The sequence below is a fragment of the Erythrobacter sp. genome (assembly GCF_030066995.1).
Classification (GTDB): Bacteria; Pseudomonadota; Alphaproteobacteria; order Sphingomonadales; family Sphingomonadaceae; genus Erythrobacter.
In genome coordinates, this window is record NZ_JASJAP010000005.1 from 312,154 (window position 1) to 336,831 (window position 24,678).

25 protein-coding genes are annotated in these 24,678 nt (G+C 61.3%); 10 read left to right on the plus strand and 15 right to left on the minus strand.

What is annotated here, in order from left to right; all coding sequences use genetic code 11:
• Positions 1-47 precede the first annotated feature (47 nt).
• The gene (hisS, locus tag QNI87_RS13100) at positions 48-1,289 is read right to left on the minus strand and encodes a histidine--tRNA ligase (RefSeq protein ID WP_300597210.1); all 1,242 of its coding nucleotides are present in this window, start codon (positions 1,287-1,289) and stop codon (positions 48-50) included.
• 120 nt (positions 1,290-1,409) lie between these two features.
• Between hisS and ppa the strand changes: the two genes are divergently transcribed.
• Positions 1,410-1,943: an inorganic diphosphatase gene (ppa, locus tag QNI87_RS13105; RefSeq protein WP_300597212.1), complete on the plus strand. Its 534-nt coding sequence runs from the start codon at positions 1,410-1,412 to the stop codon at positions 1,941-1,943.
• Positions 1,944-2,034: 91 nt separating this feature from the next.
• On the opposite strand, the gene QNI87_RS13110 is transcribed toward ppa, so the two are convergent.
• Positions 2,035-2,415, minus strand: coding sequence for a hypothetical protein (locus tag QNI87_RS13110; RefSeq protein ID WP_300597214.1), 381 nt, complete (start codon positions 2,413-2,415; stop codon positions 2,035-2,037).
• A gap of 379 nt (positions 2,416-2,794) precedes the next feature.
• Between QNI87_RS13110 and lptB the strand changes: the two genes are divergently transcribed.
• The 3 genes from lptB to ctrA all read left to right on the plus strand — a co-directional run bounded on the left by lptB (position 2,795) and on the right by ctrA (position 6,484).
• Entirely contained in the window at positions 2,795-3,592 is a 798-nt protein-coding gene (gene lptB / locus QNI87_RS13115) for an LPS export ABC transporter ATP-binding protein (protein ID WP_366146191.1), read from the plus strand.
• A gap of 11 nt (positions 3,593-3,603) precedes the next feature.
• Entirely contained in the window at positions 3,604-5,112 is a 1,509-nt protein-coding gene (rpoN, locus tag QNI87_RS13120; protein WP_300597219.1) for an RNA polymerase factor sigma-54, read from the plus strand.
• A gap of 676 nt (positions 5,113-5,788) precedes the next feature.
• Positions 5,789-6,484: a response regulator transcription factor CtrA gene (ctrA, locus tag QNI87_RS13125; RefSeq protein ID WP_300597222.1), complete on the plus strand. Its 696-nt coding sequence runs from the start codon at positions 5,789-5,791 to the stop codon at positions 6,482-6,484.
• A gap of 64 nt (positions 6,485-6,548) precedes the next feature.
• Here ctrA and QNI87_RS13130 read toward each other — a convergent pair whose 3' ends face one another.
• Positions 6,549-7,760, minus strand: coding sequence for a mechanosensitive ion channel domain-containing protein (locus QNI87_RS13130; protein ID WP_300597224.1), 1,212 nt, complete (start codon positions 7,758-7,760; stop codon positions 6,549-6,551).
• A 100-nt stretch (positions 7,761-7,860) separates the two neighbouring features.
• Between QNI87_RS13130 and QNI87_RS13135 the strand changes: the two genes are divergently transcribed.
• A complete protein-coding gene (locus QNI87_RS13135; RefSeq protein WP_300597226.1) occupies positions 7,861-8,562 on the plus strand; it encodes a tRNA (guanine(46)-N(7))-methyltransferase TrmB in 702 nt (233 codons plus the stop codon).
• A gap of 27 nt (positions 8,563-8,589) precedes the next feature.
• Here the strand turns inward: QNI87_RS13135 and QNI87_RS13140 are convergent, their stop codons facing one another.
• On the minus strand, positions 8,590-10,851 hold the full coding sequence (locus QNI87_RS13140) for an NADP-dependent malic enzyme (protein ID WP_300597228.1): 2,262 nt from the start codon (positions 10,849-10,851) through the stop codon (positions 8,590-8,592).
• 191 nt (positions 10,852-11,042) lie between these two features.
• Between QNI87_RS13140 and mutS the strand changes: the two genes are divergently transcribed.
• Complete coding sequence (mutS, locus tag QNI87_RS13145; protein WP_300597534.1) at positions 11,043-13,649, plus strand: DNA mismatch repair protein MutS; 2,607 nt, start codon at positions 11,043-11,045, stop codon at positions 13,647-13,649.
• Positions 13,650-13,694: 45 nt separating this feature from the next.
• Positions 13,695-14,219, plus strand: coding sequence for a hypothetical protein (locus QNI87_RS13150; protein WP_300597230.1), 525 nt, complete (start codon positions 13,695-13,697; stop codon positions 14,217-14,219).
• A 51-nt stretch (positions 14,220-14,270) separates the two neighbouring features.
• Here the strand turns inward: QNI87_RS13150 and QNI87_RS13155 are convergent, their stop codons facing one another.
• From QNI87_RS13155 to gluQRS, 4 genes are all read right to left on the minus strand, one after another.
• The gene (locus QNI87_RS13155; protein ID WP_300597232.1) at positions 14,271-15,140 is read right to left on the minus strand and encodes a 3-hydroxyacyl-CoA dehydrogenase NAD-binding domain-containing protein; all 870 of its coding nucleotides are present in this window, start codon (positions 15,138-15,140) and stop codon (positions 14,271-14,273) included.
• A 110-nt stretch (positions 15,141-15,250) separates the two neighbouring features.
• Complete coding sequence (locus tag QNI87_RS13160; protein ID WP_300597234.1) at positions 15,251-15,826, minus strand: cob(I)yrinic acid a,c-diamide adenosyltransferase; 576 nt, start codon at positions 15,824-15,826, stop codon at positions 15,251-15,253.
• 12 nt (positions 15,827-15,838) lie between these two features.
• Entirely contained in the window at positions 15,839-16,081 is a 243-nt protein-coding gene (locus tag QNI87_RS13165; RefSeq protein WP_300597236.1) for a hypothetical protein, read from the minus strand.
• A gap of 24 nt (positions 16,082-16,105) precedes the next feature.
• Positions 16,106-16,930, minus strand: coding sequence for a tRNA glutamyl-Q(34) synthetase GluQRS (gene gluQRS, locus QNI87_RS13170; RefSeq protein WP_300597239.1), 825 nt, complete (start codon positions 16,928-16,930; stop codon positions 16,106-16,108).
• Positions 16,931-17,127: 197 nt separating this feature from the next.
• Between gluQRS and QNI87_RS13175 the strand changes: the two genes are divergently transcribed.
• Complete coding sequence (locus QNI87_RS13175; RefSeq protein WP_300597241.1) at positions 17,128-17,736, plus strand: HNH endonuclease; 609 nt, start codon at positions 17,128-17,130, stop codon at positions 17,734-17,736.
• Positions 17,737-17,767: 31 nt separating this feature from the next.
• A complete protein-coding gene (locus tag QNI87_RS13180; RefSeq protein WP_300597243.1) occupies positions 17,768-18,199 on the plus strand; it encodes a potassium channel family protein in 432 nt (143 codons plus the stop codon).
• 6 nt (positions 18,200-18,205) lie between these two features.
• On the opposite strand, the gene kynU is transcribed toward QNI87_RS13180, so the two are convergent.
• The 7 genes from kynU to dksA all read right to left on the minus strand — a co-directional run bounded on the left by kynU (position 18,206) and on the right by dksA (position 24,021).
• Positions 18,206-19,435, minus strand: coding sequence for a kynureninase (kynU, locus tag QNI87_RS13185; protein ID WP_300597536.1), 1,230 nt, complete (start codon positions 19,433-19,435; stop codon positions 18,206-18,208).
• Between the two features lie 2 nt (positions 19,436-19,437).
• Complete coding sequence (kynB, locus tag QNI87_RS13190) at positions 19,438-20,076, minus strand: arylformamidase (protein WP_300597245.1); 639 nt, start codon at positions 20,074-20,076, stop codon at positions 19,438-19,440.
• Positions 20,073-20,864, minus strand: coding sequence for a tryptophan 2,3-dioxygenase family protein (locus tag QNI87_RS13195; protein WP_300597247.1), 792 nt, complete (start codon positions 20,862-20,864; stop codon positions 20,073-20,075). Before QNI87_RS13195 ends, kynB begins: the two co-directional genes overlap by 4 nt.
• Positions 20,865-20,903: 39 nt before the next feature.
• Complete coding sequence (locus QNI87_RS13200; RefSeq protein WP_300597249.1) at positions 20,904-21,350, minus strand: DUF4112 domain-containing protein; 447 nt, start codon at positions 21,348-21,350, stop codon at positions 20,904-20,906.
• Positions 21,351-21,372: 22 nt separating this feature from the next.
• Positions 21,373-22,854: an ABC transporter substrate-binding protein gene (locus QNI87_RS13205; RefSeq protein ID WP_300597251.1), complete on the minus strand. Its 1,482-nt coding sequence runs from the start codon at positions 22,852-22,854 to the stop codon at positions 21,373-21,375.
• Positions 22,855-22,950: 96 nt separating this feature from the next.
• Positions 22,951-23,304: a PilZ domain-containing protein gene (locus QNI87_RS13210; protein WP_300597254.1), complete on the minus strand. Its 354-nt coding sequence runs from the start codon at positions 23,302-23,304 to the stop codon at positions 22,951-22,953.
• A 258-nt stretch (positions 23,305-23,562) separates the two neighbouring features.
• Entirely contained in the window at positions 23,563-24,021 is a 459-nt protein-coding gene (dksA, locus tag QNI87_RS13215; protein WP_300597256.1) for an RNA polymerase-binding protein DksA, read from the minus strand.
• A 319-nt stretch (positions 24,022-24,340) separates the two neighbouring features.
• On the opposite strand from dksA, the gene QNI87_RS13220 reads away from it, so the two are divergent.
• Entirely contained in the window at positions 24,341-24,670 is a 330-nt protein-coding gene (locus QNI87_RS13220; protein ID WP_300597258.1) for a hypothetical protein, read from the plus strand.
• Positions 24,671-24,678 lie beyond the last annotated feature (8 nt).

Below are 24,678 nucleotides of genomic sequence, written 5' to 3' on the forward strand. Positions count from 1 at the left end.
TGCACAATAATGGTGGTCGAGCACGGGAAATGGACCCTGAAACAAGTTCAGGGTGACGTTTCTGCGTTAATTGCCGCGACAATTCGGCTCGTATCGCCTTCGCCGGAAATGGAATAGTAGCCGGTTTCGTTGACACGAAGAATGTGCTTCGGGCCCTGCTTAACCGCTTTATCGTAGCGCTTTTTGAGAGAGCCTGTCGCCATGATCTCCGCGACGACACCACCGGCGCGAAGGTTGGCAAGGAGTCGATTGGCCTCGGCCAATCCAGCGTCGTGTTCGACCAAAACCATCGCTTCGAGCGGCGCCTCCTCTCGCTCCCCTATCGACATAATAAGCCGCTCGATGCCCGCCGCCCAGCCGACCGCGGGGGTCGCCGGACCGCCCAGGCTCTCCATCAGCCCATCGTAGCGCCCGCCGCCCAGCACCGTGCTTTGCGTTCCCAGAGCGTCAGCGGCGGCTGAACCTTCGTCGGGGATGAACTCGAAGGCGGTATGGCGATAATAGTCGAGGCCGCGCACCAAACTCTCAGCGCGCGTCCACTTCACACTCGCCGCATCCAGGCCGCTCGTCACGCTCTCGAAGAAGGCCAGCGCCTCATCGGACAGATACGCGTCGATCTTTGGCGCATCGGACAGGAAGGCCTTGTCGCGCGGATCCTTGCTGTCGAGGATGCGCAGGGGGTTCTTCTCCAAGCGTTCCTGCGAGTCCTCCGAAAGGTCGCCCCGGACCTTCCCGAAATAGTCGATGAGCCCGGCTCGCCACGCCTCGCGGCTGTCCGCATCGCCAAGCGTGTTGAGGTGCAGCGTCACACCCTCGATGCCGAGCTCGCGAAGCAGCTGATCCGCCATGGCCAGCAGCTCGACATCCGCCTGCGGTTCGGCGGCGCCGATAATCTCGGCGTCGATCTGGTGGAACTGGCGATATCGGCCCTTTTGCGGCCGCTCATAGCGGAACAGCGGGCCGTGCGTGGCCACCTTCAGCGGCGCGTGCTGCTGCCATCCATTGGTCAGGTAAGCGCGCGCGATTCCAGCGGTGAACTCGGGGCGCAGCGTAAGCGAATCCCCGCCGCGATCCTCAAACGAGTACATCTCCTTCGACACAACGTCGGTGGTCTCGCCGAGCGAACGCGCGAACACTTCGGTTTTCTCGAACACCGGGAACTCGGCCCGGCGGAAACGGTACAGACGGCGCACGCGCTCAAACGTCTCGACCACGAAGGCAAAGGCCTCCGCGTCCGCTCCGAAAATATCCTGCGTACCACGGATGGCTTTTGGCGTGTTCTTGCTCATGATTTTCCTGTGTTTGGGGCGGAGTTAGGCCAAGGTCGAACTTGCCGCAATATCGATAGGGGGCTATCGGCCCGGCTCAGCCTTTTGGGAGAGGGGCGCACACCAAGTCAGGAAGCCTCAATGCGCATCGATAAGATACCCACTGGCGAAAGTCCGCCCGACGACCTCAACGTCATCATCGAAGTCCCCACCGGCGGCGAACCGGTGAAATACGAGTTCGACAAGGAAAGCGGCGCGCTGTTCGTTGACCGCATCCTGCATACACCGATGCGCTATCCCGCGAATTATGGCTTCGTCCCGCACACGCTCAGCCCGGATGGCGACCCGCTGGACGCGCTCGTCATCGCGCGCTCGCCATTTATTCCGGGCTGTGTTGTGAGATCGAGGCCGATCGGTGTGCTCAATCTTGAAGACGAGCATGGCGGCGATGAAAAGCTGGTCTGCGTGCCGGTCGACACGACGTTTCCGTACTATTCGGATGTGGGCGAGGCCAAAGACCTGCCCTCAATCATCATGCAGCAGATCGAGCACTTCTTCACGCACTACAAGGATCTGGAAAAGGAGAAATGGGTGCGGATCGGCAAATGGGGGGATCGGGCCGAGGCGCGTCAGATCGTGATTGAAGCGATCGAACGGGCCAAACAGGCGGCGTAAATGTCCAGGACGGCGGCAAGAGTAATCTTCAGCTCCGTCCCCAGCGCCCAGCCCCCACTCAATCAGCCGCAATCCTGTCAGGCGCCCCCAGTCAGGCGAAAGCGAAAATCAGTTTCACCAGGCCCGTCAGCACGAAGGGCAGGCCAATCGCCAACATCCAAAGCGCGATCGTGTCCCTCCGAAAGCTGGCCGCGTGAGCGGGATCAGTCGCTTCTTCGTCGTTGAGGCACGTCCAACGCCGCTCGAACCAGCGGCACGCCGGTATGATAGCGGCGACGAGAATGACCAAGGCAACGTAGGGCAGAAGCGAGGAGAACCCCTCTGACAGCGCCTTTACCGTGACGAAAATCTGGAGCCCGGTGTAAACCAACAGCGCGTACGCCACATGATCGCTCATGGCCCGCCGCCAGTCGGTGCCCGACGCGCTCGCGCCCATGTCGGTGTGTTCGTGCTTTTGCGTCAGATTGTTCATGCGGCCGCTCCCATCGGCTATCTCCACCGCCACCTTTATCCCTTAGCCTGCGGTCGCTTGCAAGGGCCGTAACGAATTTGAAACATTCTTGCGCGGCGCATCGTCCTGGAAAAGCAGGCCGTTGGAATGAATGGAGAAAACAAGGGAGAACGGCCTCTAACCGGGCTTCGATCCAGCAGCGTCCCCTCAAATGCGGGCCGGTGACACCCGCCTGCCGCCAGCGCGAATCGCGTCTGGGACGCGCTTGGGAGGACGCTTCCCGCCGTGTCCCCTGCAAAATTCTTGCCAAAGTGTTGATGAAAGGCACATTGAGGGCAATTGCGCCCTTTTCTGTTCCCGCTACGGTGCTAATGCACGCACAATGTCACAGGACACGACGATAACGGCCGGGACCACACTTCCGCCAGGATCGCTTGGGGGCGAAGAAGCCGTGAGCGCCGTCGGCGACTTGGCCAATGGCGGGCTGGAAGTCATTTCGATCGCCAAGAGCTACGACAAGCGCGCGGTGCTAACGGATATCTCCTTGAGCGTTGCCAAGGGTGAGGTTCTGGGGCTCCTGGGTCCGAATGGCGCGGGCAAGACGACGTGCTTTTATTCGATAATGGGACTGGTGAAGCCGGACTCGGGCCGAATACTGATGGACGGGGAGGATGTGACCAATCTCCCGATGTATCGCCGCGCCATCCTTGGCCTGGGCTACCTGCCTCAGGAAACGAGCATCTTTCGGGGCATGACGGTCGAGCAGAACATCAACTGCGTGCTCGAAATGGTGGAGCCCGATCGCGAGACGCGCGAGAAGGAGCTGGAGCGCCTCCTGGGCGAATTTGGCCTTACAAAGCTGCGCGACAGCGCCGCGATGGCGCTCTCAGGGGGGGAAAGGCGGCGCTGCGAGATTGCGCGCGCGCTGGCGGCAAAACCGTCGATCATGCTGCTCGATGAACCCTTTGCCGGAATCGATCCGCTCTCGATCAGCGACATTCGCGATCTCGTCAAAGACCTGAAGCGTCGTGGAATTGGCGTGCTGATTACCGACCACAACGTGCGCGAGACGCTCGATATCGTCGACCGGGCCTGCATTATATACGGGGGACAGGTGCTGTTTGCGGGCACGCCTCAAGCGCTGGTCGCCGATGAGAATGTGAAACGGCTTTACCTGGGCGAGAGCTTCACGCTCTAGGATCACGTTTCATGGCTCTCGGCCCCCGCCTGGACCTTCGCCAATCGCAATCGCTGGTAATGACGCCGCAATTGCAGCAGGCAATCAAGCTGCTGGCGGCTTCAAACCTTGAGATCGAGACCTTTATTGGCGAGGCGCTGGACACCAATCCCTTGCTCGAAGCCGGCTCGACGTCGTCTGAAAGCCACGGCGACCCGGGCGAGCCGGATGACATTCCGAGAGAAGAATTCACAGCCGACCAGCTAATGGCCCAAGGAACCGGCGAAGCGGACGCGCCGCTTGATCTGGACGCGGGCGCGCTCGATCTCGACCGCGAAACCGGGGACGGAGCCACGCTTTCGCGCGGCGCTGGTCTCGACGATTGGGGTGGCGGACTGAATGCCGCAACTGGCTTCGAAGGGGAAGCGCTCGACTTCGACGCCCTGCACGAAGCGGACATAACGCTGGGCGAGCACCTGCGCTCCCAGATCGGAGCCGTTGTCCGCGATGAGCGGGAAGCCTTCATCGCCCATCACATAATCGGTCTGCTCGACGATGCGGGTTACCTTCCGTTCGATCTGAGCGACATTGCCCAGGACCTCGGCGTCGCGCGTGATAAAGCCAAGAGGGCATTGGCCGCGGTTCAGGCGCTTGATCCCAGCGGCGTTGGCGCGCGAGACTTGGCCGAATGCCTCGCGATCCAGGCTCGGGAAGCGGACCGGTACGATCCGTGCATGGCCCAGCTGATCAACAATCTTGAGCTTGTTGCGCAAGGGGAAATCGCGCGGCTCAAGCGCTTGTGCAAGGTCGATGAAGAAGACCTGGCCGACATGCTCGCAGAGCTGCGGGGTTACAACCCCAAGCCCGGGCTGGCCTTTGCTCCGAGCCAGGATACGGCCATCGTCCCCGACATCCTCATAAAACCCAATGAGAAGGGCGGCTGGGACATCGCGCTAAACGAGGAAACGCTGCCACGGCTGGTTGTCAATCGCGAATACTTTGTCGAACTGTCGAGCGCCGAGCAGGACCCCGAAGCGCAAGGGTGGCTGAAGGAGAAGCTGGCCGATGCGCATTGGCTCGTCCGCGCGCTCGACCAACGCCAGAAAACCATCCTCAAAACCGCTTCGGAAATCGTCAAGCAGCAAGAGGGGTTCTTTCGCCACGGGGTCTCCGAGCTCAAACCCCTGACCCTGCGCGAAGTCGCTGAGAAGATCGAGATGCACGAAAGCACTGTCAGCCGGGTCACCTCGAACAAGTATCTGTGGTGCGAGCGCGGCAGCTTTGAGCTGAAGTACTTTTTCTCCAGCGGGGTCGCCTCAAGCGATGGCGAGGGCGCGTCATCAGAAGCGATCAAGGCGCGGATCAAGGCGCTGACCGATGCAGAGGACCCCAAGAAAGTGCTGTCCGATCAGAAGCTCGCCGACACGCTCAACGAGGAAGGTTTCGACCTCGCACGACGCACCGTTGCCAAGTATCGCGAGGCGATCGGGATAGGTTCCAGCGCGCAAAGGCGCCGCGCCAAGAAGCTTCAATCCTTGTGATACATTTCCCCCTTCGTCTGATAAACTCGGCTCGGACATCGGAGGGAAACGATGGAAACGAGAGATTCAGTAGATGATGAAACAGCGTTCGAACTAATCGAACAGGATAATCCGTAGGCTCCACGCCTCGTGGCGAAGGCTCAGATGTCGATCGATGAATTCGCGTATGAATTCGTTGTCGAAACCGAAGATGGCCTCGTAAAGGTCAGGTTGTCGATGAGCGGTCGCCGGAAGTGGGATGGATGATACGGCTCAGCGCATACGATCGCAAAGGTTACAAACGTCGCTACTGGCGAGCTATTCGCAGTCGATAAGCTGGAAGCTTGGATAGATTCGCTCCTTCACGGAAGCGATCACAAATCCGCGAACAACGCCTCTTGGGTAAAAGCGAAAGTCCAATACCATGGCTTGGCAAGTTCGAGTGCCAAGTCGAAAGCGTGTATGGAAGTCGCTGGAAAACAATACTGCCTCGATTGGAACACCTTCTGAAGCTCGCGCGCCCTCGGGCCGCCAGCTACGTAGTGACCCTGCGACTCGTGGAGTCAGGCCGGTTTACGCATAATTAACCTTTCCCGTTCAGACGTTGTGTGGTTAATACATGGCAACATCTCTTGACGAGGCGTTACCACACCGAAGCGTGTCACGACCGGAAATCGGGGCAAATAGGGGACAAGAAATGCGGGTGCTGTTGATTGAGGATGAGCCGACAACCTCAAAGGCTATCGAGCTCATGCTCACCACAGAAGGCTTCAATGTTTACTCTACCGATCTGGGCGAGGAAGGCCTCGATCTGGGCAAGCTGTATGACTACGACATCATTCTTCTCGACCTGAACCTGCCCGACATGCACGGCTATGACGTGCTGAAGAAATTGCGGGTCGCCAAGGTGCAGACGCCGGTTCTCATTCTTTCCGGCATCGCTGAAATGGACAGCAAGATCCGGTCCTTCGGTTTTGGCGCAGATGATTACGTGACCAAGCCCTTCCATCGTGAAGAACTGGTCGCCCGCATCCACGCGGTCGTACGCCGTTCGAAAGGGCACAGTCAGTCGATCATTCGCACCGGCAAGCTGGCGGTCAATCTCGATGCGAAAACGGTCGAAGTCGATGGCGCGCGTGTCCACCTGACGGGTAAGGAATACGCGATGCTGGAGCTTCTCAGCCTTCGCAAGGGCACGACGCTGACCAAGGAAATGTTCCTCAACCACCTTTACGGCGGCATGGACGAGCCCGAACTGAAGATCATCGATGTGTTCATCTGCAAATTGCGCAAGAAGTTGAGCCACGCCTGCAGCGGCGAAAACTACATCGAGACCGTCTGGGGTCGCGGCTATGTGCTGCGCGATCCGCAGGACGAGGCGGAAGCCGCTTAAGCGCTTCCCTCACGATTCAACGAGGACGCCCGGGGCCAAGGCGGTCGCGGGCGTTTTCGTAACCTCAAAGGCCCGAAAGCCCGTTGGCGAAGTCCAGACCGGCCGGCTGCTGGAAGGTCCGCAGTCCGAATTCGGGAATGATCGCGAGCAGGTGGTCGAAAATATCCGCCTGGATACCTTCATATTCGTGCCAGATCGTGGTGTTGGTGAAGCAATAGATCTCGATCGGCAAACCGTCCGTTCCGGATGGCAACTGCCGCACTAGAAGCGTAAAATTGTCATCGATGCGCGGATGCCATTTAAGATAGGCGAGAACGTAGGCTCTAAAGGTTCCGAGATTTGTAAGCCGCCGCGCGTTCACGGGTGCATCGTCGCCCATGATCTCTTGCGCGTTCCACCTCGCGATCTCTTCGCACTTTGCCGTGAGGTAGGGTTCGAGGATCTTGAATTTCTTCAGATCTTCCACTTCCTCATCGCTCAAGAACCGAATCTTGTTATGATCAAGCGTGACGCTGCGTTTGATCCGCCGACCACCGCTCTCGGCCATTCCGCGCCAATTGGCATAGCTGTCGGACACCAGGCGGTGGGTCGGAACGGTGACAATCGTCTTGTCGAAATTCTGCACCTTCACCGTATGCAGCGAGATATCGATCACATCGCCATCGGCGTTCATGCTGGGCATGGTAATCCAGTCGCCCACGCGCAGCATATCGTTGGTCGTCAATTGGACACTCGCCACTAGGCTAAGGATCGTGTCCTTGAAGACCAGCAGCAGGACCGCTGTGATGGCCCCGAGGCCGGACAGCAGCAGCAAGGGGCTTTCATCGATAAGGATCGAGATGACGATGATCGCCGCCCCGCACAGAACAAGGATCTTGCCAACCTGCAGGAAACCCTTGATCGGTCGATTGTTCGAGCTCGGCAACCGCTCGTAGACTTCGTTTAGGTAAGTCAGCGCTTTGACGATTGCCATTGCAACCGAAACCACGATCAACGCCTGTGCCGTGTGCGCGACAAAGGTTTGCACGCCTTCCGAGAGGTTCGGCACGAATTCGATCCCGCGCGAGACGATCAGCAGCGGGACGACCGTGGCGAGCCACGCCGCAGCTTTGTCATCGGTGTCGGTGTTTTGATCGATATACCGTGCTGCGACGGCCAGAATTACACGCTTGAGGACAAAATTGACCACAAAGGCCGCAAGCGCCAGAAGCCCGATGCCGATGAGCGTTTGTATCCAAGGCGCCTGAGAAGCGATAGTGTCGAGAAACTCCTGCATGGCCGCGCCTCTAGCGGGGATACCCCCTCTTCCTCAACCCCGTCGGCGCCAGGCGAACGCCTCTGGACAAGCCTGACAGAGATCGCCAAGCGCTTGGCCCATGACGGCATTCAAGGAAGGCGATCCCACCACTCTGAGCCGGCTCTATGGCCGAAGCGTCGGAAAACCCTTGCGCGCGCGCCAGCAGGCGCTGGTCGACACCCTCTTGCCCAAAATCTCGGTGCCTCAGGCAGGCCCGGTGACCGCTGAAGCGCTGTTCGGCGAAGATTGCCCCCTGCATTTCGAGATCGGTTTTGGCGGAGGAGAGCATCTGGCCTACCGCGCCGATCTTCTGCCCAATCACGGCTTCATCGGCGCGGAGCCTTTCCTTAATGGAGTGGCGCAAGCGCTCTCCCATATCGAGGAGCAACGCCTCGCCAATATCCGGTTGCATCATGGCGATGCGCTCGAGGTGCTCAATCGCGTGCCCGATGGCGCGCTCACCATGGTCTATCTGTTGCACCCGGATCCATGGCCAAAGAACAAGCATGCCAAGCGGCGAATGATGAACGATGGTCCGGTCGAACTGATCGCCCGAAAGCTGAAGGCGGGTGGCGAATTTCGTTTCGGAACCGATCACGCTGTCTATCTGCGCCACGCTCTGATGGTCATGCAGCGATTTACCGATGAATTCGAATGGCTCGTTGATGGCCCGTCAAGCTGGCAAAACCGTCCGAGCGGATGGTGCGAAACCCGCTACGAGCAAAAGGCGCGCGAGAAATTCGGGCACGAGGTCTGGTACTTCCGCTTCCGGCGCCGGTAAACGAAAAAGCCAGCCGGCGCTCTGACGTCAGCTGACCACGCCTGCGCTTGCGAGCACCGCCAAGGTCAGCACATCGGGCGCAATCGCTGTCATCGGCGCGATCTGCACCGGTTTTTCCATCCCCAGCAGCATCGGGCCGACGGTCGTGTTCGATCCCAGCTCGCGCAGCAGTTTGGCCGACAGGTTGGCGGATTGCAGCCCCGGCATGATCAGCACATTGGCCGGACCGGACAGGCGGCTGAAGGGGTAGAGCTTCATCACCGCCGGGTTGAGCGCTGCGTCGGGCGCCATCTCGCCTTCGTACTCGAAACCCGGATCCTCGCGGTCCAGAATTGCGACGGCCTCCCGGATGTTGCCCAGCCATTGGCCGGAGGGGTTGCCGAAGGTCGAATAGGACAGGAAGGCGACGCGCGGCTCGTGCCCCATGCGCCGCGCCACCGCAGCGGTCTCCTTTGCGATATAGGCCAGCTCTTCGGCCTTGGGCCGCTCGTTCATGGTGGTGTCGGCGAGGAAGGTCGTGTGGCTCTTGCCGATCATCATGTGGATGCCGAACGGCAGGGCGCCCTTCTTCTTGTCGAGCACAAGGTTCACCTCGCGCACGGTTTGCGCGTAAGTGCGTGTAAGACCGGAAATCATCCCGTCTGCATGCCCCAGCGCGACCAGTAGAGCGGAAAAGACATTGCGTTCCTGATTGACCATCCGGCGCACGTCGCGCTCTGTAAAGCCACGCCTTTGCAAGCGGTTGTATAGATAATCGACCATCGCCGGGACATGGCGGCTGTCCGCCGAATTCTGGATCTCGAAGCTGCCGGGATCGGCAACGGAGAGCTGGTGGAGTTTGTCCAGCACCGCCTTCGTGCGCCCGACCAGGATAGGCGTTCCGTACCCAAAGTCGCGGAACTGGATCGCCGCGCGCAGGACCACTTCCTCCTCCGCTTCGGCAAAAACCATGCGCTTTGGGTTGGACTTGGCCTCGTTGTAAACGCCGGTCAGGACGCTGGTGGTCGGGTTAAGGCGGGCGCGCAGTTCGACGCGATACGCCTCGAAATCTTCGATTGGAGCCTTGGCAACCCCTGAATCCATCGCCGCCTTGGCAACGGCGGACGAAACGACCTCGATCAAGCGCGGATCGAAGGGCGCCGGGATGATGTAATCGGTCCCGAATTTCTGGTTCTTGCCGTAAGCGCTTGCGACCTCCTCGGGAACACGCTCACGGGCAAGTTCGGCAATGGCGGTAGCGGCCGCGACCTTCATTTCCTCGTTGATCGTGGTCGCCTGCACATCGAGCGCGCCGCGAAAGATAAAGGGAAAGCCCAGCACATTGTTGACCTGATTGGGAAAATCGCTGCGCCCAGTGGCGATAATCGCATCGGGACGGACCGCCTTCGCGTCATCCGGCATGATCTCTGGCACGGGGTTGGCCATCGCGAAGATGATGGGCTTATCGGCCATCTTTTCGACCCATTCCGGCTTCAACGCGCCGGCAGCGGACAGGCCGAGGAAGATGTCCGCTCCCTCAAGCGCCTCTTCCAGGCTGCGCGCCTGCGTTTCAACCGCGTGCGCGCTTTTCCACTGATCGACATTGTCGCGGCCCGGATAGATCGGCCCGCTGCGGTCGCACACGATCACATTTTCGTGCGGAACGCCGACCGACTTGACGAGCGCGGTGCAGGCCAACGCGGACGCGCCGGCGCCGTTCACCACCATCTTCACGTCTTTGAAATCACGGCCCGTCAGGTGACACGCGTTGATCAAGCCGGCGGCGGCGATGATAGCGGTGCCATGCTGATCATCGTGCATGATCGGAATGTTCATGCGCTCGCGCAGCGCGGCCTCGATGATGAAGCATTCGGGCGCCTTGATGTCTTCAAGATTGATGCCGCCGAATGTCGGCTCCATCAGAGCGACGGCATCGATGAAGGCCTGCGGATCCTCGGTCGCTAGCTCGATATCGATCGAGTCGACGTCAGCGAACCGCTTGAACAGCACCGCCTTGCCTTCCATTACGGGTTTGGAGGCCAGCGCACCAAGATTGCCAAGGCCAAGGATCGCCGAGCCGTTGGAGATCACTGCAACCAGATTTGCCCTGGCCGTGTAACGCGCCGCGAGCGAGGGTTCGCCGGCGATGGCCTCGACGGGGGCAGCCACGCCGGGCGAATAGGCAAGGCTCAAGTCGCGCTGCGAGGTCATCGGCTTGGTCGCGACCACCTCCAGTTTCCCCGGACGAATAGTCTCGTGATAGAAAAGCGCCTCGCGCGTTGTGAAACCACCCTTGGGTTCGTCGGCCATAAGTCACTCCGTTTGGCGCTCTTTCGCCAGCCTCTAGCAGCGTTTTTGCGAAGTTATAGGGGGTTTGGCGCCACGAAACCGAGATTGAGTCTGCGATCAGGGGATAGGCGTAACAGCGACGCTGACGAATCGGCCCGGGGGCTGGTAACCGCAAGGTTATGGCCTCCGCGTCCTCTTCCAAACCCACGCCGATGATGGAGCAATACCTTGCGCTCAAGCGCGAGGCGGAGAACTCTTTGCTGTTCTACCGCATGGGCGATTTCTTCGAACTCTTCTTCGACGATGCCAAACGCGCCGCCGCCATCCTCGATATCGCTCTGACAGCGCGCGGGGAACACAATGGCGAACCGGTCGCGATGTGCGGGGTGCCGGTTCACTCGGCGGAGGGTTATCTGGCGCGGCTGATAAGGGCCGGGGAGCGTGTGGCGATTGCCGAGCAGGTCGAGACGCCCGACGAAGCCAAGGCTCGCGCCAAATGCGAGGGCAGACCTTCTTCGAAAGCGCTGGTCAAACGCGATATCGTCCGTTTCGTAACGGCGGGCACACTCACCGAGGAAGCGTTGCTGGAACCGCGGCGGGCGAACGTGCTGGCGGCCTTGTCGCAGGTGCGCGGGACGATTGGCGTGGCTTCAGTCGATATCTCCACCGGGACAATGATTCTCGCCGAGTGCGCGCCCGAAATGGTCGGCGCCGAACTTGCAAGGCTGGGCCCAAGCGAAGTGGTTGTGCCCGACGGCTGGAACTGCGCCGATCCCGAAGAACCCACCTTTCACGCAAACCACACCTTCGACAGCGATCGCGGCGCCGCCCGTTTGCGCGCCCTCCACGGGGTCTCCACATTGGATGGCTTTGGCGAATTCAGCCGAGCGATGTGCGCGGCCGCCGGGGGTCTCATTGCTTACCTTGAGCATGTCGGACGCGGCACGTTGCCGCTTCTGCTGCCACCACGAATACAGCGTGCGAGCGCAACCATGGCGATGGACGAAGCCACGCGGACAAGCCTTGAGATCCTCGCGAGCAGCGCAGGAGGACGCGGCGGCAGTCTCGTGGCCGCGCTCGACCGCTGCGCGACGGGTGCGGGATCGCGTCTGCTCGCCGAGGACCTGGCCGCACCCTTGCTCGATACTCAAGCGATCGCCGAGCGCCTTGCGCTGGTCCAGTATCTGCGTGATCGACCTATCGAACGCGCCAATCTTAGAGATCGCCTGCGCGGACTTCCCGACCTCGCGCGCGCGCTTGGCCGGATTGTGGCTGGTCGAGGGTCGCCGCGCGACCTCGGCCAGATACGCGATGGCCTTGGTGAAGCTCAGCGAATTCAGGATGGGCTCGCTCAGCTGCCCGATGCGCCTGCCCTTTTGAAAGCGTTGCTGCCCCGTCTCTCCGGGCACGGCGCGCTGACCGATGCACTCACTCGCGCGCTCGTCGCCTCTCCGCCGACCGAGCGCTCCAACGGCGGCTTTATCGCGGATGGCTACGACGCGTCGCTCGACGAGTTGCGAGCCATTTCTGGCAACGCGCGGCGGGCGATCGCGGCGATGGAGGCGCGCTATCGCGACGAAACCGGCATTGCCAGCCTCAAGATCAAGCACAACGGAGTGCTGGGATACTTCATCGAAGTTCCCAACCGCCATGCCGACAGCCTGATGGAAGCCGAGAGCGGGTTTACGCACCGACAGACCATGAAAGGGGCCGTCCGGTTCAATTCGCTGAGCCTTCATGAAGAGGCCTCGCGCATATCGGAAGCAGCAGGGCGGGCGTTGGCCGCCGAAGAGGCGCACTTCGAGCAGCTCGTCGCCGCGGTTGGCGAGGCCCGCGCCGCGATCGCCGACACCGCCGATGCGTTGGCGCGGATCGATGTGTGCGCTGGCAACGCCGAGCGCGCCGCCGAGGGCGAATGGTGCCGCCCGGACGTGGTCGAAGAGCCCGTCCTCGAGATCGTCGCCGGGCGCCACCCCGTCGTCGAAGCGGCGCTCGCAAGATCCGCCGAGCGCTTCGTTGCGAACGATTGCGCGCTTAACCCCGACGATCGCCTCTGGCTCATCGGTGGACCGAATATGGGGGGCAAGTCCACCTTCCTGCGTCAGAACGCGCTGATCATCCTGATGGCGCAGGCCGGGTGCTTCGTCCCCGCGCAGTCTGCGCGCGTGGGGTTGGTCGATCGTCTGTTCAGCCGCGTGGGTGCGTCCGACAATTTGGCTCGAGGACGCTCCACCTTCATGGTCGAAATGGTCGAGACCGCCGCGATCCTCAGCCAAGCGAGCGAGCGCAGCTTCGTAATTCTGGACGAGGTCGGGCGCGGCACCTCGACCTATGATGGCGTCGCGCTTGCCTGGGCGGTGGTGGAGGCGGTCCATTCGCGCATTGGCTGTCGTTGCCTGTTCGCCACGCACTATCATGAACTCACCCGTCTCGCCGCTACGTGCGAGGCACTCTCCCTTCATCACGTACGCGCGCGTGAATGGAAGGGCGAGCTGGTTCTCCTGCATGAGCTGGCCGAGGGGCCTGCGGATCGTTCCTACGGCCTTGCCGTTGCGAAGCTGGCTGGGGTGCCGCCGACTGTCGTGTCGCGGGCGAAGGCCGTTCTGGACCGGCTCGAACAGACCCGGATGGAAACCGGTGGCATCGCGGCGGGGCTTGGAGAACTGCCGCTTTTCGCCGCCGCAGCCAGTCCGGAACCAGCGCAACCCAGCGCTTCCCAAGAGCTGGCCGATCGCCTTGCCGACACCGATCTGGACGCGCTCTCTCCGCGAGAGGCTCTCGACCTGCTCTACGAGCTGAAACGGGGCCTTCAAGAATAGCCGGTTTCCACCAAACCTTAACCGCTTCGGCGCTAAGCCTTAAGCATGTCAGTGCCTGTTATCGCGACGAGCAAAAGCGCCCTCATCTTTGCCGGTGGGGTACTGGTCTGCGCGGCGATAGCGGCGGCCAGTCTGGGCAGTCACTTCACTCCAGAGCCGGAGAACGACTACGCCGAGAACCGCAACGTGGCTGATGAGCAAACGCAGACAGAGCCCGGCGCGCCTGGCAACGACACCGCCGCGCTCCCGCTTGAGGGCTTCGCGGACGACTCGGAGTTGATCGACAGCACCAACGGCTTCGACCCCACACCGAACCTGGATCAATCGGTAATCATCGATGAACAGCCCAAGAGTTTCACAGCGCCCGAGACTTCAGAACCCGCGCGCGAAACGCCCAAGCCATCCGGGCTGACCGCAGCCAGAACCCCGGCGCCGCGCGGACGCACGCGTTCCAGCCGTGTGGTTCAGCGGCGCGAGCGACAGGACACAGGCGCGGTGGAGAACGACGCCCCGCCAAACCGGGACAGGCTGATCCAGCTCGATCCAGAGGAAAAGGCTGGCGGGAAGTAGGGCGCAGCGCCCTATCCGATCACAAGATAGCCAGCTTCGCCTCGGCCTGCCTTACCGCGTCGGCACCGGCGCGTCCCCGGAGTAATCGTAAAAGCCGCGGCCGGTCTTGCGGCCGAGCCAGCCGGCTTCGACATACTTTACCAGCAGCGGGGCGGGACGGTACTTGCTGTCGCGGGTCGTCTTGTAGAGCACCTTGATGATGTCGAGGCAGGTGTCGAGGCCGACGAAGTCCGCCAGCTGAAGCGGGCCCATCGGGTGGTTGAGGCCCAGGCGACAGCCCTTGTCGATGTCCTCGATCCCCGCCGTCGATTGCCCGAGCACAAAAACCGCTTCGTTGATCATGGGAAGAAGGATGCGGTTGACGACGAAGCCCGGTTCATCCTGGCTGAGGACAACCTGCTTGCCCAGACCCTCGGCAAAGGCTGTCACGCGGTCGGTTGTCGCCTGCGCGGTGGCGAGACCCGGAATGACCTCGATCAGGCCCATGACGGGCACGGGATTGAAGAAGTGCAGGCCGATAAAGCGCGAAGGATCGGGCGAGTGGTTCGCCATGCGGGTGATCGGGATCGAGCTGGTGTTCGAGGCCATCACGGCGTCTGGCCCCAGCACCTTGCCGGCGTTTTCGAAAATCGACTGTTTGATCGGTTCTTTTTCGGTCGCCGCCTCGATGATGAGGTCGGCGCTTTCCATCGGCGCGTAATCGGCAACCGGCGTGATACGCGCCAGCAGCGCTTTGGCGGTGGCCGCCTCGATCTTTCCGCGCCCCACCAGTTTGGTGACCGCCGCATCGATGCGCGCCTTGCCCGCCTCCGCGTGCGCCAGATCGATATCGGCCAGCATCACGTGCATGCCCTCGCCCGCCACCGTCTGAGCGATCCCGGTCCCCATCTGACCAGCCCCGATAACCGCAATATTCCGCATAGCAGCGTTCCCTTCGCAAGTGCAGCAAGTGCCGTGGCCCGCGTCGTTAGCGGCGCGCGGAAGGGTTGGCTAGAGCGATGAAGGCTGTCGGCGGAGGGTTCGGGGCGGGCTTACCGATTGGCGCCCGGAACCCACGTCACATCGTCGGCCCCGTTACGGTTAAGGACACGAGCCAGCACGAACAGCAGATCCGACAGCCGATTGATGTAGATGAGAGCGGCCGGGTTAACCGCCGTCTCGCTTGCCAGAGCGGTCATGGCACGCTCGCTGGCTCGCGCACCGGCGCGCGCCACGTGCACGCGCGCGGACGCCTCGCTGCCGCCAGGAAGAACGAAACTGGTGAGTGGCTCAAGGCCTTCGTTCAGCGCGTCAATCTGCGCTTCCAGCCACTCGCCTTGCCCTGACACGACGCGCAGGACCATTTCGGAAGGTGCGAAGTCACCGTCAGGCGCCGGGGTGGCGATATCCGCGCCAAGATCGAACAGATCGTTCTGCACCCGCGTCAACAGATCCCGGTGTGCGGTGTCCTGAAGAGCGCAGATCGCAACGCCGATCGCGCAGTTGGTTTCATCGACGGCCCCGACAGCCGCTATGCGCGCGGAATGCTTGGCCGTGCGCGAGCCATCCACGAGCCCCGTGGTGCCGTCATCGCCAGTGCGGGTGTAGATCTTGTTGAGCTTGACCATGAAAGGCGCGCGTCAATCGCCGCTGCCGGCGGCCAACAGGCCGATCACAACAACCACCGCAATGGCGGCCGCCTGATACTTGATACGCGCGAACATCGCCTTGTTCTGCATGTTCTGCATCTCGGTTACGGTTTCGCCTTCACCGCTTTCGAGATTGATCTTGGTTGTCTTCAGGAACGCGATCACGCCTTTGACCAGCGAGAAGACCACGAGCCCGGCCAGCACGATAAACACGGCGGTGAGGAAATAGACCATGTGCACTAAATGGGGCTGGCTGTCTCAAGTTCCAGCGCCTTTGCGCCGCGCGCGCAATTCGCGCGCGAGTTGCAAACCATCCTCGCCCGCGCGGCGTCGGTCACTGAGCGCCGCCGAGCCGCGTGACTTCGAGAGTTTCCGACCGCGTGAATCCATGATCAGGTCGTGATGCAGGTAGCGCGGCACCGGCAAACCCAGCAATTCCTGCAAGACCCGGTGCACATCGGTCGAAGCGAAGAGGTCGCGTCCGCGCGTCACCAGCGTCACCCCGTCAGCCGCGTCATCGAGTGTTACGGCCAGATGGTAGCTTGCCGGCAAGTCCTTTCGCACCAGCACGACATCGCCGAACTCGCGCGGATCGACATGGACACAGCCCGCCGCTTGGTCTTCCCAGACAAGATCTCCGACACGCTCAAGCGCGGCGTCGAGATCCAACCGAAGGGCAAAGGGTTCGTCCAACGATGCCGGGGGATAGAGCCCCTTCGCGCTGCCAGGGTATTCGATCCCATCCGCGCCGCGACGCGGAGCAATCGCAGCCATATCTCGGCGGGTTGCCACACAGCGATAGAGCAGCCCTTCTCTCTCAAGACGGGAGGCCGCCTGTCGGTAACTTTCGAGCCGGGTCGATTGCGCGGGCACTTCGCGCCATTGCAACCCGAGCCATTCAAGGTCGCGGCGGAATTCATCCGCAAGCTCCGGGCGCGTTCGCGGTCCGTCAATATCCTCGATCCGAAGCAGGAACTCGCCACCGCCCGCCGCCGCTTCATCAGCCGCGACAATCGCCGAAAAGGCGTGGCCGAGGTGAAGCGGTCCGTTTGGACTGGGTGCAAATCGCGTGACGACCGACATGGCGATCACCCCATGACACAGTGGCGCGAAACGCGCTATCCACGCTCTATCGACGCTTTAGCAACCGGTTGTCCACAGGGTTCCCACAGCCTTACCCCGGAAACGCTCGACACTCGAATGTGGATGGCAAGTCTGTCATGGCTTTGACTCTTTCCCTTGCCACGGCAGAAACGCGTTCAATCAGGGAGGAACACGAGGTGTTCAAAGCCGAACTGATCGAAGGAGCCGCGAAGTTCCGCAGCGCGGACGAAGACCCGACACGCAACCTGTCGGCCTGCCCCGCTCTTGTTCTCAACGCGGACTACACTCCGCTGTCCTATTACCCGCTTTCGATCTGGCCCTGGCAGACAGCGATAAAGGCGGTGTTTCTGGACCGTGTGGACATCGTCGCAAGCTACGAGCGCGAAGTGCACTCTCCCAGTCTCGACATGAAGATCCCGAGCGTCATTGCGCTCAGGCAATATGTGAAGCAGAGCGAGTTTCCAGCCTTCACGCGTTTCAACGTCTTCCTGCGCGATCGCTTCCAGTGTCAGTATTGCGGCAGCACCCAGAACCTCACCTTCGACCATGTCATCCCGCGCCGTCTGGGCGGGAAGACCACATGGGAAAACATCATCACGGCCTGCGCGCCCTGCAACATGAAAAAGGGTGGCCGCACGCCCAAACAGGCCAACATGCCGGTGCAGATGAAACCCATCCGCCCGACAAGCTGGCAGCTGCAGCAGCACGGCAAGATGTTTCCGCCCAATTACCTGCACGAGACATGGCGGGACTGGCTTTACTGGGATATTGAGCTGGAAGCTTGACCGGCCCGCCCGCGCGGGCGAGGTCTAGGGAATGACGACGCTCTTCCTGACTGCCATTCTGATAGCTGCGACAATCATCATTCACTACGAGATCCTGCGCCTGGCGCGGCTCGGGGTCACCGATCTGGGCGTGCATCCCCCCGCCCGCCTCTGGATCATGCTGGGCAGCGCGATCATCTCGCACCTTATTCACATCATGCTTTACGCTGGCGCCTACCTGCTGCTTGAATTCCAGTTCGGTCTGGGCGCGATCGATGGCCCGGACAGCGGCAGCTTCAACGATGCGTTCTACTTTTCGATTGTCTGCTACACGACGCTCGGGTTCGGCGACATTGTCCCCGCAGGGGAACTGCGACTGATGAGCGGGATCGAAGCGCTCAACGGGCTCGTCATGATCACCTGGACCGCCTCGCTCACCTACTTGCATATGGAGCGGTTCTGGAACGTGGACGCCCGGGATTAAGTCCCCTCAGGTGACGGTCAACCGCTGGCTGAACTCGTCGCGTCGCCAATCGCCATTTTCGAGCACGTCGCTCAATTCGCGCACGGCTGAGACCATGTCACCGAAGCGCAGGTAAGCCGGCGCAAAGCCAAATCGCAGGATGTCGGGATCGCGAAAGTCGCCGATCACCCCGCGCGCGATCAGAGCTTGGCAAATCGCATAGGCTTCTTTGTGGCGCAAAGAGAGCTGGCTGCCGCGCGCGTCGCTGTTGGCCGGGCTTACGAGGTCCAGCGCAAGGCCCAGCGCTCCAACGCACTCCAGAAAGAACTCCGAAAGCGCGCGCGATTTCGCGCTCAAGCGCTCGACGCCGATCTCAGCGATCAGATCGACGCCGACTTCGAGCGCGGTGAGCGCAAGGACCGGCGACGTGCCGCATTGCAATTGTTCGATACCGGGCGCTGCCTCGTATTCATCCGAAAAGGCAAAGGGCCGAGCGTGGCCGAACCAGCCGGTCAGCGGTTGCTTGAGATCGGGCAGGTGTCGCTCGGCAACAAAGGCAAAGGCGGGAGCACCCGGCCCGCCGCACAGATACTTGTAGCCGCAGCCCGTGGCGAAATCGGCGCCCACGGCGTTGAGATCGACAGGCAGCGCTCCGGTCGAATGCGACAGGTCCCACAAGACAAGCGCGCCGACTTCGTGGGCGGCTTTCGTCAGCGCCGACATGTCGAACAGTTCGCCTGTCTTGTAGTGCGCGTGGGTGAGCATCAGCAGCGCAACATCTTCATCCAGCGCTTCGAGAATCCGCTCTCGCGGAGCAAGGCGCTGGGTGGCGAGCCCTTGCCGCTCCAGCCCCTGGATCATGTAAATGTCGGTCGGAAAGTTGCCGGGTTCGGACAGAATGACCGTGCGCCCGCCGGTCGCTTCGCGTTGCATCTCCAGAGCGGCGGCGATCAGCTTGAAGAGGTTGGCGCTCACGGTGTCGCAGGCAATCACTTCAGAGGGCTGCGCACCGATCAGCGGAGCGATCTTGGCGCCGACACGGCTGCCCATTTCGAACCAGCCGGCCTCGTTCCAGGAGCGAATAAGGCCCTCGCCCCATTCGCGCTCCACCACCCGCGCCATCGCCGCTGGCGTCGCGCGAGGCAGCGCGCCCAGCGAGTTTCCGTCGAGATAGACCACTCCTTCGGGAAGGACAAAGCGTTCGCGAAAGCGCGCAAGCGGATCGGCCGCGTCAAGCTCGCACGCTGTATCCTCCAGCGTCACGTCAGCTCTCTCAGCACGGCGCGGACCGGGGATGCGTCGGCGCTGATGACCGCAAGGGGCAACGCGATGAGTTCGTACCGCCCCTCGGGCACGTCATCGAGCACCAGCCCTTCAAGCACTCGCATATCGTGCTTCAGCACAGCCTTGTGCGCCAGCATGTCCTTGGAATCCTGCGGGTCGATGGAAGGTGTGTCGATACCGATCAGGCGAACGCCCTGCACCCCCAGCCATTCGATAGTCTCTGGCGCGATGGCGGTTGTGTCGGCTTCCCAATGGCCATGCGGAAAGCGCTCGAAGGTGCGAAACAGAACACGGTCCGCGCTGCCCAGATGCGGCAAATCGCCGATTTCGATGGCCGCGCCGGAACGCCGCGCATCGATGACCAGACACTCGCCAAGATACGGCTCCAGCGCCACGCTCGCGATATCGGGAGCGTTTTCGGCGTAGTGCAATGGCGCGTCCGCGTGCGCGCCCGAATGGGTCGAGAGCGTCAGGGCCGACACGTTGACGGGCGACCCCGCTTCGATTTGCCAGGTGCGCTTGTGAGAGAACGGCGTGTCGCCCGGCCACACCGGCAATTCGGGGTGCAGGGGCTGCGAGATATCCCAGATGCGTCTCGATGACGTCGCGCTCATATCGCCGTCCTTACGCTAAGCAGCTCGGGGAAAAAGGCCTGCTTGAGCACCCCTTCGAGATAGGGCACTCCCGGCGTGCCACCGGTTCCGCGCTTGAAACCGATTATGCGCTCAACCGTCTTGAGGTGGCCAAATCGCCAACGTTGGAAATGGTATTCAAGGTCGACCAGCTTTTCGGCGAGCTCATACAAATCCCAATGCTCCTGAGGCTCGCGGTAAATCGTCGCCCAAGCCTCTTCGACGCTCGCATGGGCGAGATAGGGCGCGGTTAGGTCCCTTTCAGTCACGCTCTGGTCGATAGGAAATCCCCGCCGATTCAGGAGCGCAAGAGAGGCGTCATAGAGGCTGTTCCGCTCCATCTCTTCGCGCAGCCGCTGCCCCCAATCGCCCGTCTTGTCGTGCAGCCGAGCGTGCTTTGCATCGCGCCCGCCGAGCATGAATTCCATCATCCGGTATTGCGGCGATTGGAAGCCGGATGACGCACCCAGGTGCGGCCGGATCTTCGAGTAATCGTGGGGCGTCATCGTGCTGAGCACATCCCAGCTCTGAATGAGTTGCCCCTGCGCCCGCGCGACGCGCGAAAGCATCTTGAAGGCGGGACGCAGATTGTCGGATTCAATCGCCACACGCGCGCTGGTCAATTCGTGCAGGCACAACTTCAGCCACAATTCGCTGGCCTGGTGGACGATGATGAAGAGCAGCTCATCGTGCGCGTCCGAAGCTGGATGCTGAGCCTTTAGGATCCGACCAAGATCGAGATAGCTGGAATAGGTGACCGAACGGCTCATGACAGCACAAGCCCTAGCGCGCGCGGCCCGACACGCAAACTAGCCATCAACCACCCGCATCTCGGGGTAGCGCTTGTAAATATGCTTCTTGATGATCCGAAGATTGCGGGTGTTTGAGCGAAACACGATGTCAGCCGCATCGCCAAGCAGCGGAATGAACCCGATCAGTGTGTCGAACGCGACATTGGCGCCCATCCGGGTCAACTGCCACTTTGAAAGGCCAAGATTGCGCGCCTCCCAGACGATGTAGGCGCCAACGGCTGTGGTGACGAAATCGCCGACGACCGGGATCAGTCCGATGAGCGCATCAAGCCCGATCGGCAGGTTGACGCCGGGAATACGAAAGCTGCGCTCAAGAAGCAGTTCCATCGCTTCTACGCGCGCCAGGATCGACGCCGGATCGGTGCCCGTCGGCAAAGTCAGGCGCGTGGCCTCGGCGCCTTGGCCAGCCCATTGTCCTGCATCTGGATCCCATTTGCGAGCCATCGTCCTGCGGCCTCCTTTCTCTTTAATTGGGTGGCCCGGACAACGGGAACAAGGGGTGGAGGCCCCAGGGGTTGGGCTGGTAGTTGGAAATGGAGCCGCGCACGAGCGACCAGCGCACCGGCGCGCCGAACGGAATAAACACCTCCGCGCGCACCAGTTCGGCGTGCGCTTCGGTCAGAACGCGGCGCTTCTCTTGAACATCTGTCATGGTTAGCGAAGCGACGACCATCTGATCAACGTCCTGTGAGCAAAGACCGACCTCGAGCTCGCAATTGAACTGATTGAGATACCAGCGCGGGCTGGAATATCGCGCGACTCGGTCGCGCCATTCGAGTTCGGCGCCCTCACCTGGAAGCGCCCGAACGGCTTGAACACCAACACCGGACCAGGCCCGAGAAAGGCCGTCGAAGAGCAGATCGCTGCCAGGGCCGGGCGGCAGGCCAACCCGAAGGACCACCTGCTCCTCGCCGCTTTCGGCGCGCCAATCCTCGATCCGGGCCGCCGCAATCGCGCGGCGCTCTTCGATTGAAAGGCCCTCCCATCGCGTCGGTTCGAGCGCGTCGTCTTCGAGCAGCGCAGGCGGAACAATCCAGCTGCTCGGCTGCCATCCCCCCAGCCCAAAAGGTTCGATCAGCGCCTCACGATCGAGCGCCATGGACAGCGCTTCGCGCCGCGCCGGCTCCGCGAGCAGACCGGTGTCGCTGCGAAACACAAGACCGAACACGCCCCGTGTCGGATCGACCTGGATCGTCCCTCTCGAAAGAGGGCCCAACTCGATCCGAGGGAATGACGAAATCGACCCGTTCAGCAGCAAGTCGATATCCCCTTGCGCGAAGGCATCGATGGCCACGTCCGGGGGCAAGGCACGGACTGCAAGCGACCGGCTGCTTTCCTCCCAGTCTTCGCGACCGGGCAGCCCCCGATCTTCAGGCGCAAGTGCGCTCAAACGAACAAGCGCTTCGTCTTCATCAAGCGAAATCACCATGGGCCCTGCCCCGCTGCCGCTCTTGGCGATTCCAAGCTCGGGCTGAGCCAGCAAACGCAAGAACTCCGGCATAGGACTGGAGAGGCGCAATTCGACGACCTTCTCCGTCATCGCACGCACCTCCGTCACCTTGGCGAGATCAAGCCCGAGAGACGTCCCTTCGAGACGATCCAATAGTTCGAGCGTGGCGTCGCGAACGTCATTTGCCGAGATTGGTTCGCCATCAGGCCAAGACCGCTCGCGCAGGCGAAAGATGTAGCTCATTCCGTCATCTGTCACGATCCAACGTTCTGCCAGAGCGGGAACGATCTGTCCGGAGGGGTCAAGCCCGACCAAACCCTCGCGCGATGCGCCACGCAGATGTTGGGCCACCGGAGACAGGCGTACTCCGTCATCACTGAAATCCGAGGGATTACCGACAATCGCGACTTCAAGAGGGCCGTCCGCGCCGAAAGGAGAGCACGCACCTAAAACGGAAAGGCCCATAAGCCAGGTGACGGGAAGCGGTCGCAGCTGCATCGCAAACGAGTGTCTAGCAGAGCGGTGCGATTGCGTCAGCGTGGGAGGAGAGCTTTTCTACCTTGGAAGCCGATATCCAGCGCGCGGGCGCGCCGATCAAACCTTGCGCAGTGTCGAGGGATCGGGAGGAGGAGGAGCGCGGTGCTGCCACGACCGTTCAAGAACTCGGGCAGGTTCGGTTTCTTCGACTTCGACAGGTTTACGCGCGCGCTGCGAATCGATTTCTTCATCAAACGCAATGCCAAAGCGGTTATCCTGGACCCACGCGACGCTGCCTCCGATCTTGCCGATGTTTCGAAGTTCGACCTCAAGACGATAGCCGCGCTGAACAACCGCGGACCCTTCTGCCATCATTCCGCCATCTGACAGATTGCGAACCCGAACGCGGTGCACATCGGATTCGTTCTCGATGCGGACATTCGCAAGCAGGAACAGGCTATCGCGCGTCAAGCTACGTGTTTCAACACCCGTCATTTTCGCCGTTCCTCCTGTGGACCCTGAGCGGTGCTATTAACTGCACACTTAAATGTCGCTCGTACCAGTGGCGCGATCTACCTAGCGGTAGGAGATCGCGGTAAATCTCTGGTAAATTTTGTTCGGTTACCCAAGCGGTCTGTGCGGCGCGTCCCAATCTGAAACGCTCTCCTGGGACGATCTTTCTGATGGCCCGACACACTCAGGGCCTTGCTAAGGCAAGCGCAGAGCGGCCTACTCGTCGCGGCTGACTTTCTCGCGCCTTTCATGGGCTTCCTGCGCCTCAACCGTCATCGTCGCGACCGGACGGGCAATAAGCCGCCTCAGCCCAATCGGATCGCCCGTCACTTCGCAATACCCATATTCGCCGGCATCGATGCGCCGAAGGGCCGCATCGATCTTCGAGATCAACTTGCGCTGCCGGTCTCGGGTGCGCAATTCAATTCCCCAATCCGTCTCACTCGATGCGCGATCGTTGAGATCGGCCTCGCGTATCGGGCCATCCTGCAACGACTGGAGCGTCTGGTCAGCGGCGGAATGGATCGACCGCTTCCATTCGATGAGAAGCATACGAAAGTACGCCTGCTGCGTCTCGTTCATATACTCTTCGTCATCGCTGGGAATGTAGTCAGGCGCGAGGAGGCTTTTCGCCTTTTCGAGAATGTCGATTTCGTCAGCTGCAGACGTCGCCATGAGGCCCTCTTGTAACAATCATAATCCGCATGACAGCTCCGTATCAGCGCCTGAGTGTTCTCATTGGCCCGCTCGTCCCCAGCAAGTCGCAGCGATTGGCTGGGCCTATACGGATGAGGGAAAAGGGTAGCAAGCCGCTTTGCGCAAGAGTCCCGGTTTTGGAACGAAATTTCCATCCCTGCATCGATCCGAGGGACAAATGTCGCGGTGGTTAATCATTTGTTAGCCATGATCCGCAAGACCTTGCGACAGGCGGTCGAAGCCATGGGGAAATCGGTCGCCTGATTACTTCGCTTTCAACCTTTGGGGGGACAACGCTGTGCAATTGAAGTCGATCGACACGAAGGGTAGCCAACCCGCGGACACTACCGGATCGGATCTGCTGGTCGCGAAAGCGCTGGCCGCTGCGGCGCGCGGCGACGTGAGCACCCTGTTCGATCTGGGTGTTGTGTATTCGACCGGCAGTCACGGCGTTAAGTGCGACCTCATCGAGGCCCACAAGTGGTTCAACATCGCCGCAGCCCGCGGACACGAAGACGCCGCCTATTGCCGCGCCGATGTGTCTGACGAAATGACAGCGCGCGAAATCGCCGAAGCGCAGCGACGCGCGCGCGAATGGTTGGCTCAGGACCGGCGCAACGCCGCCTGAACCTCTCT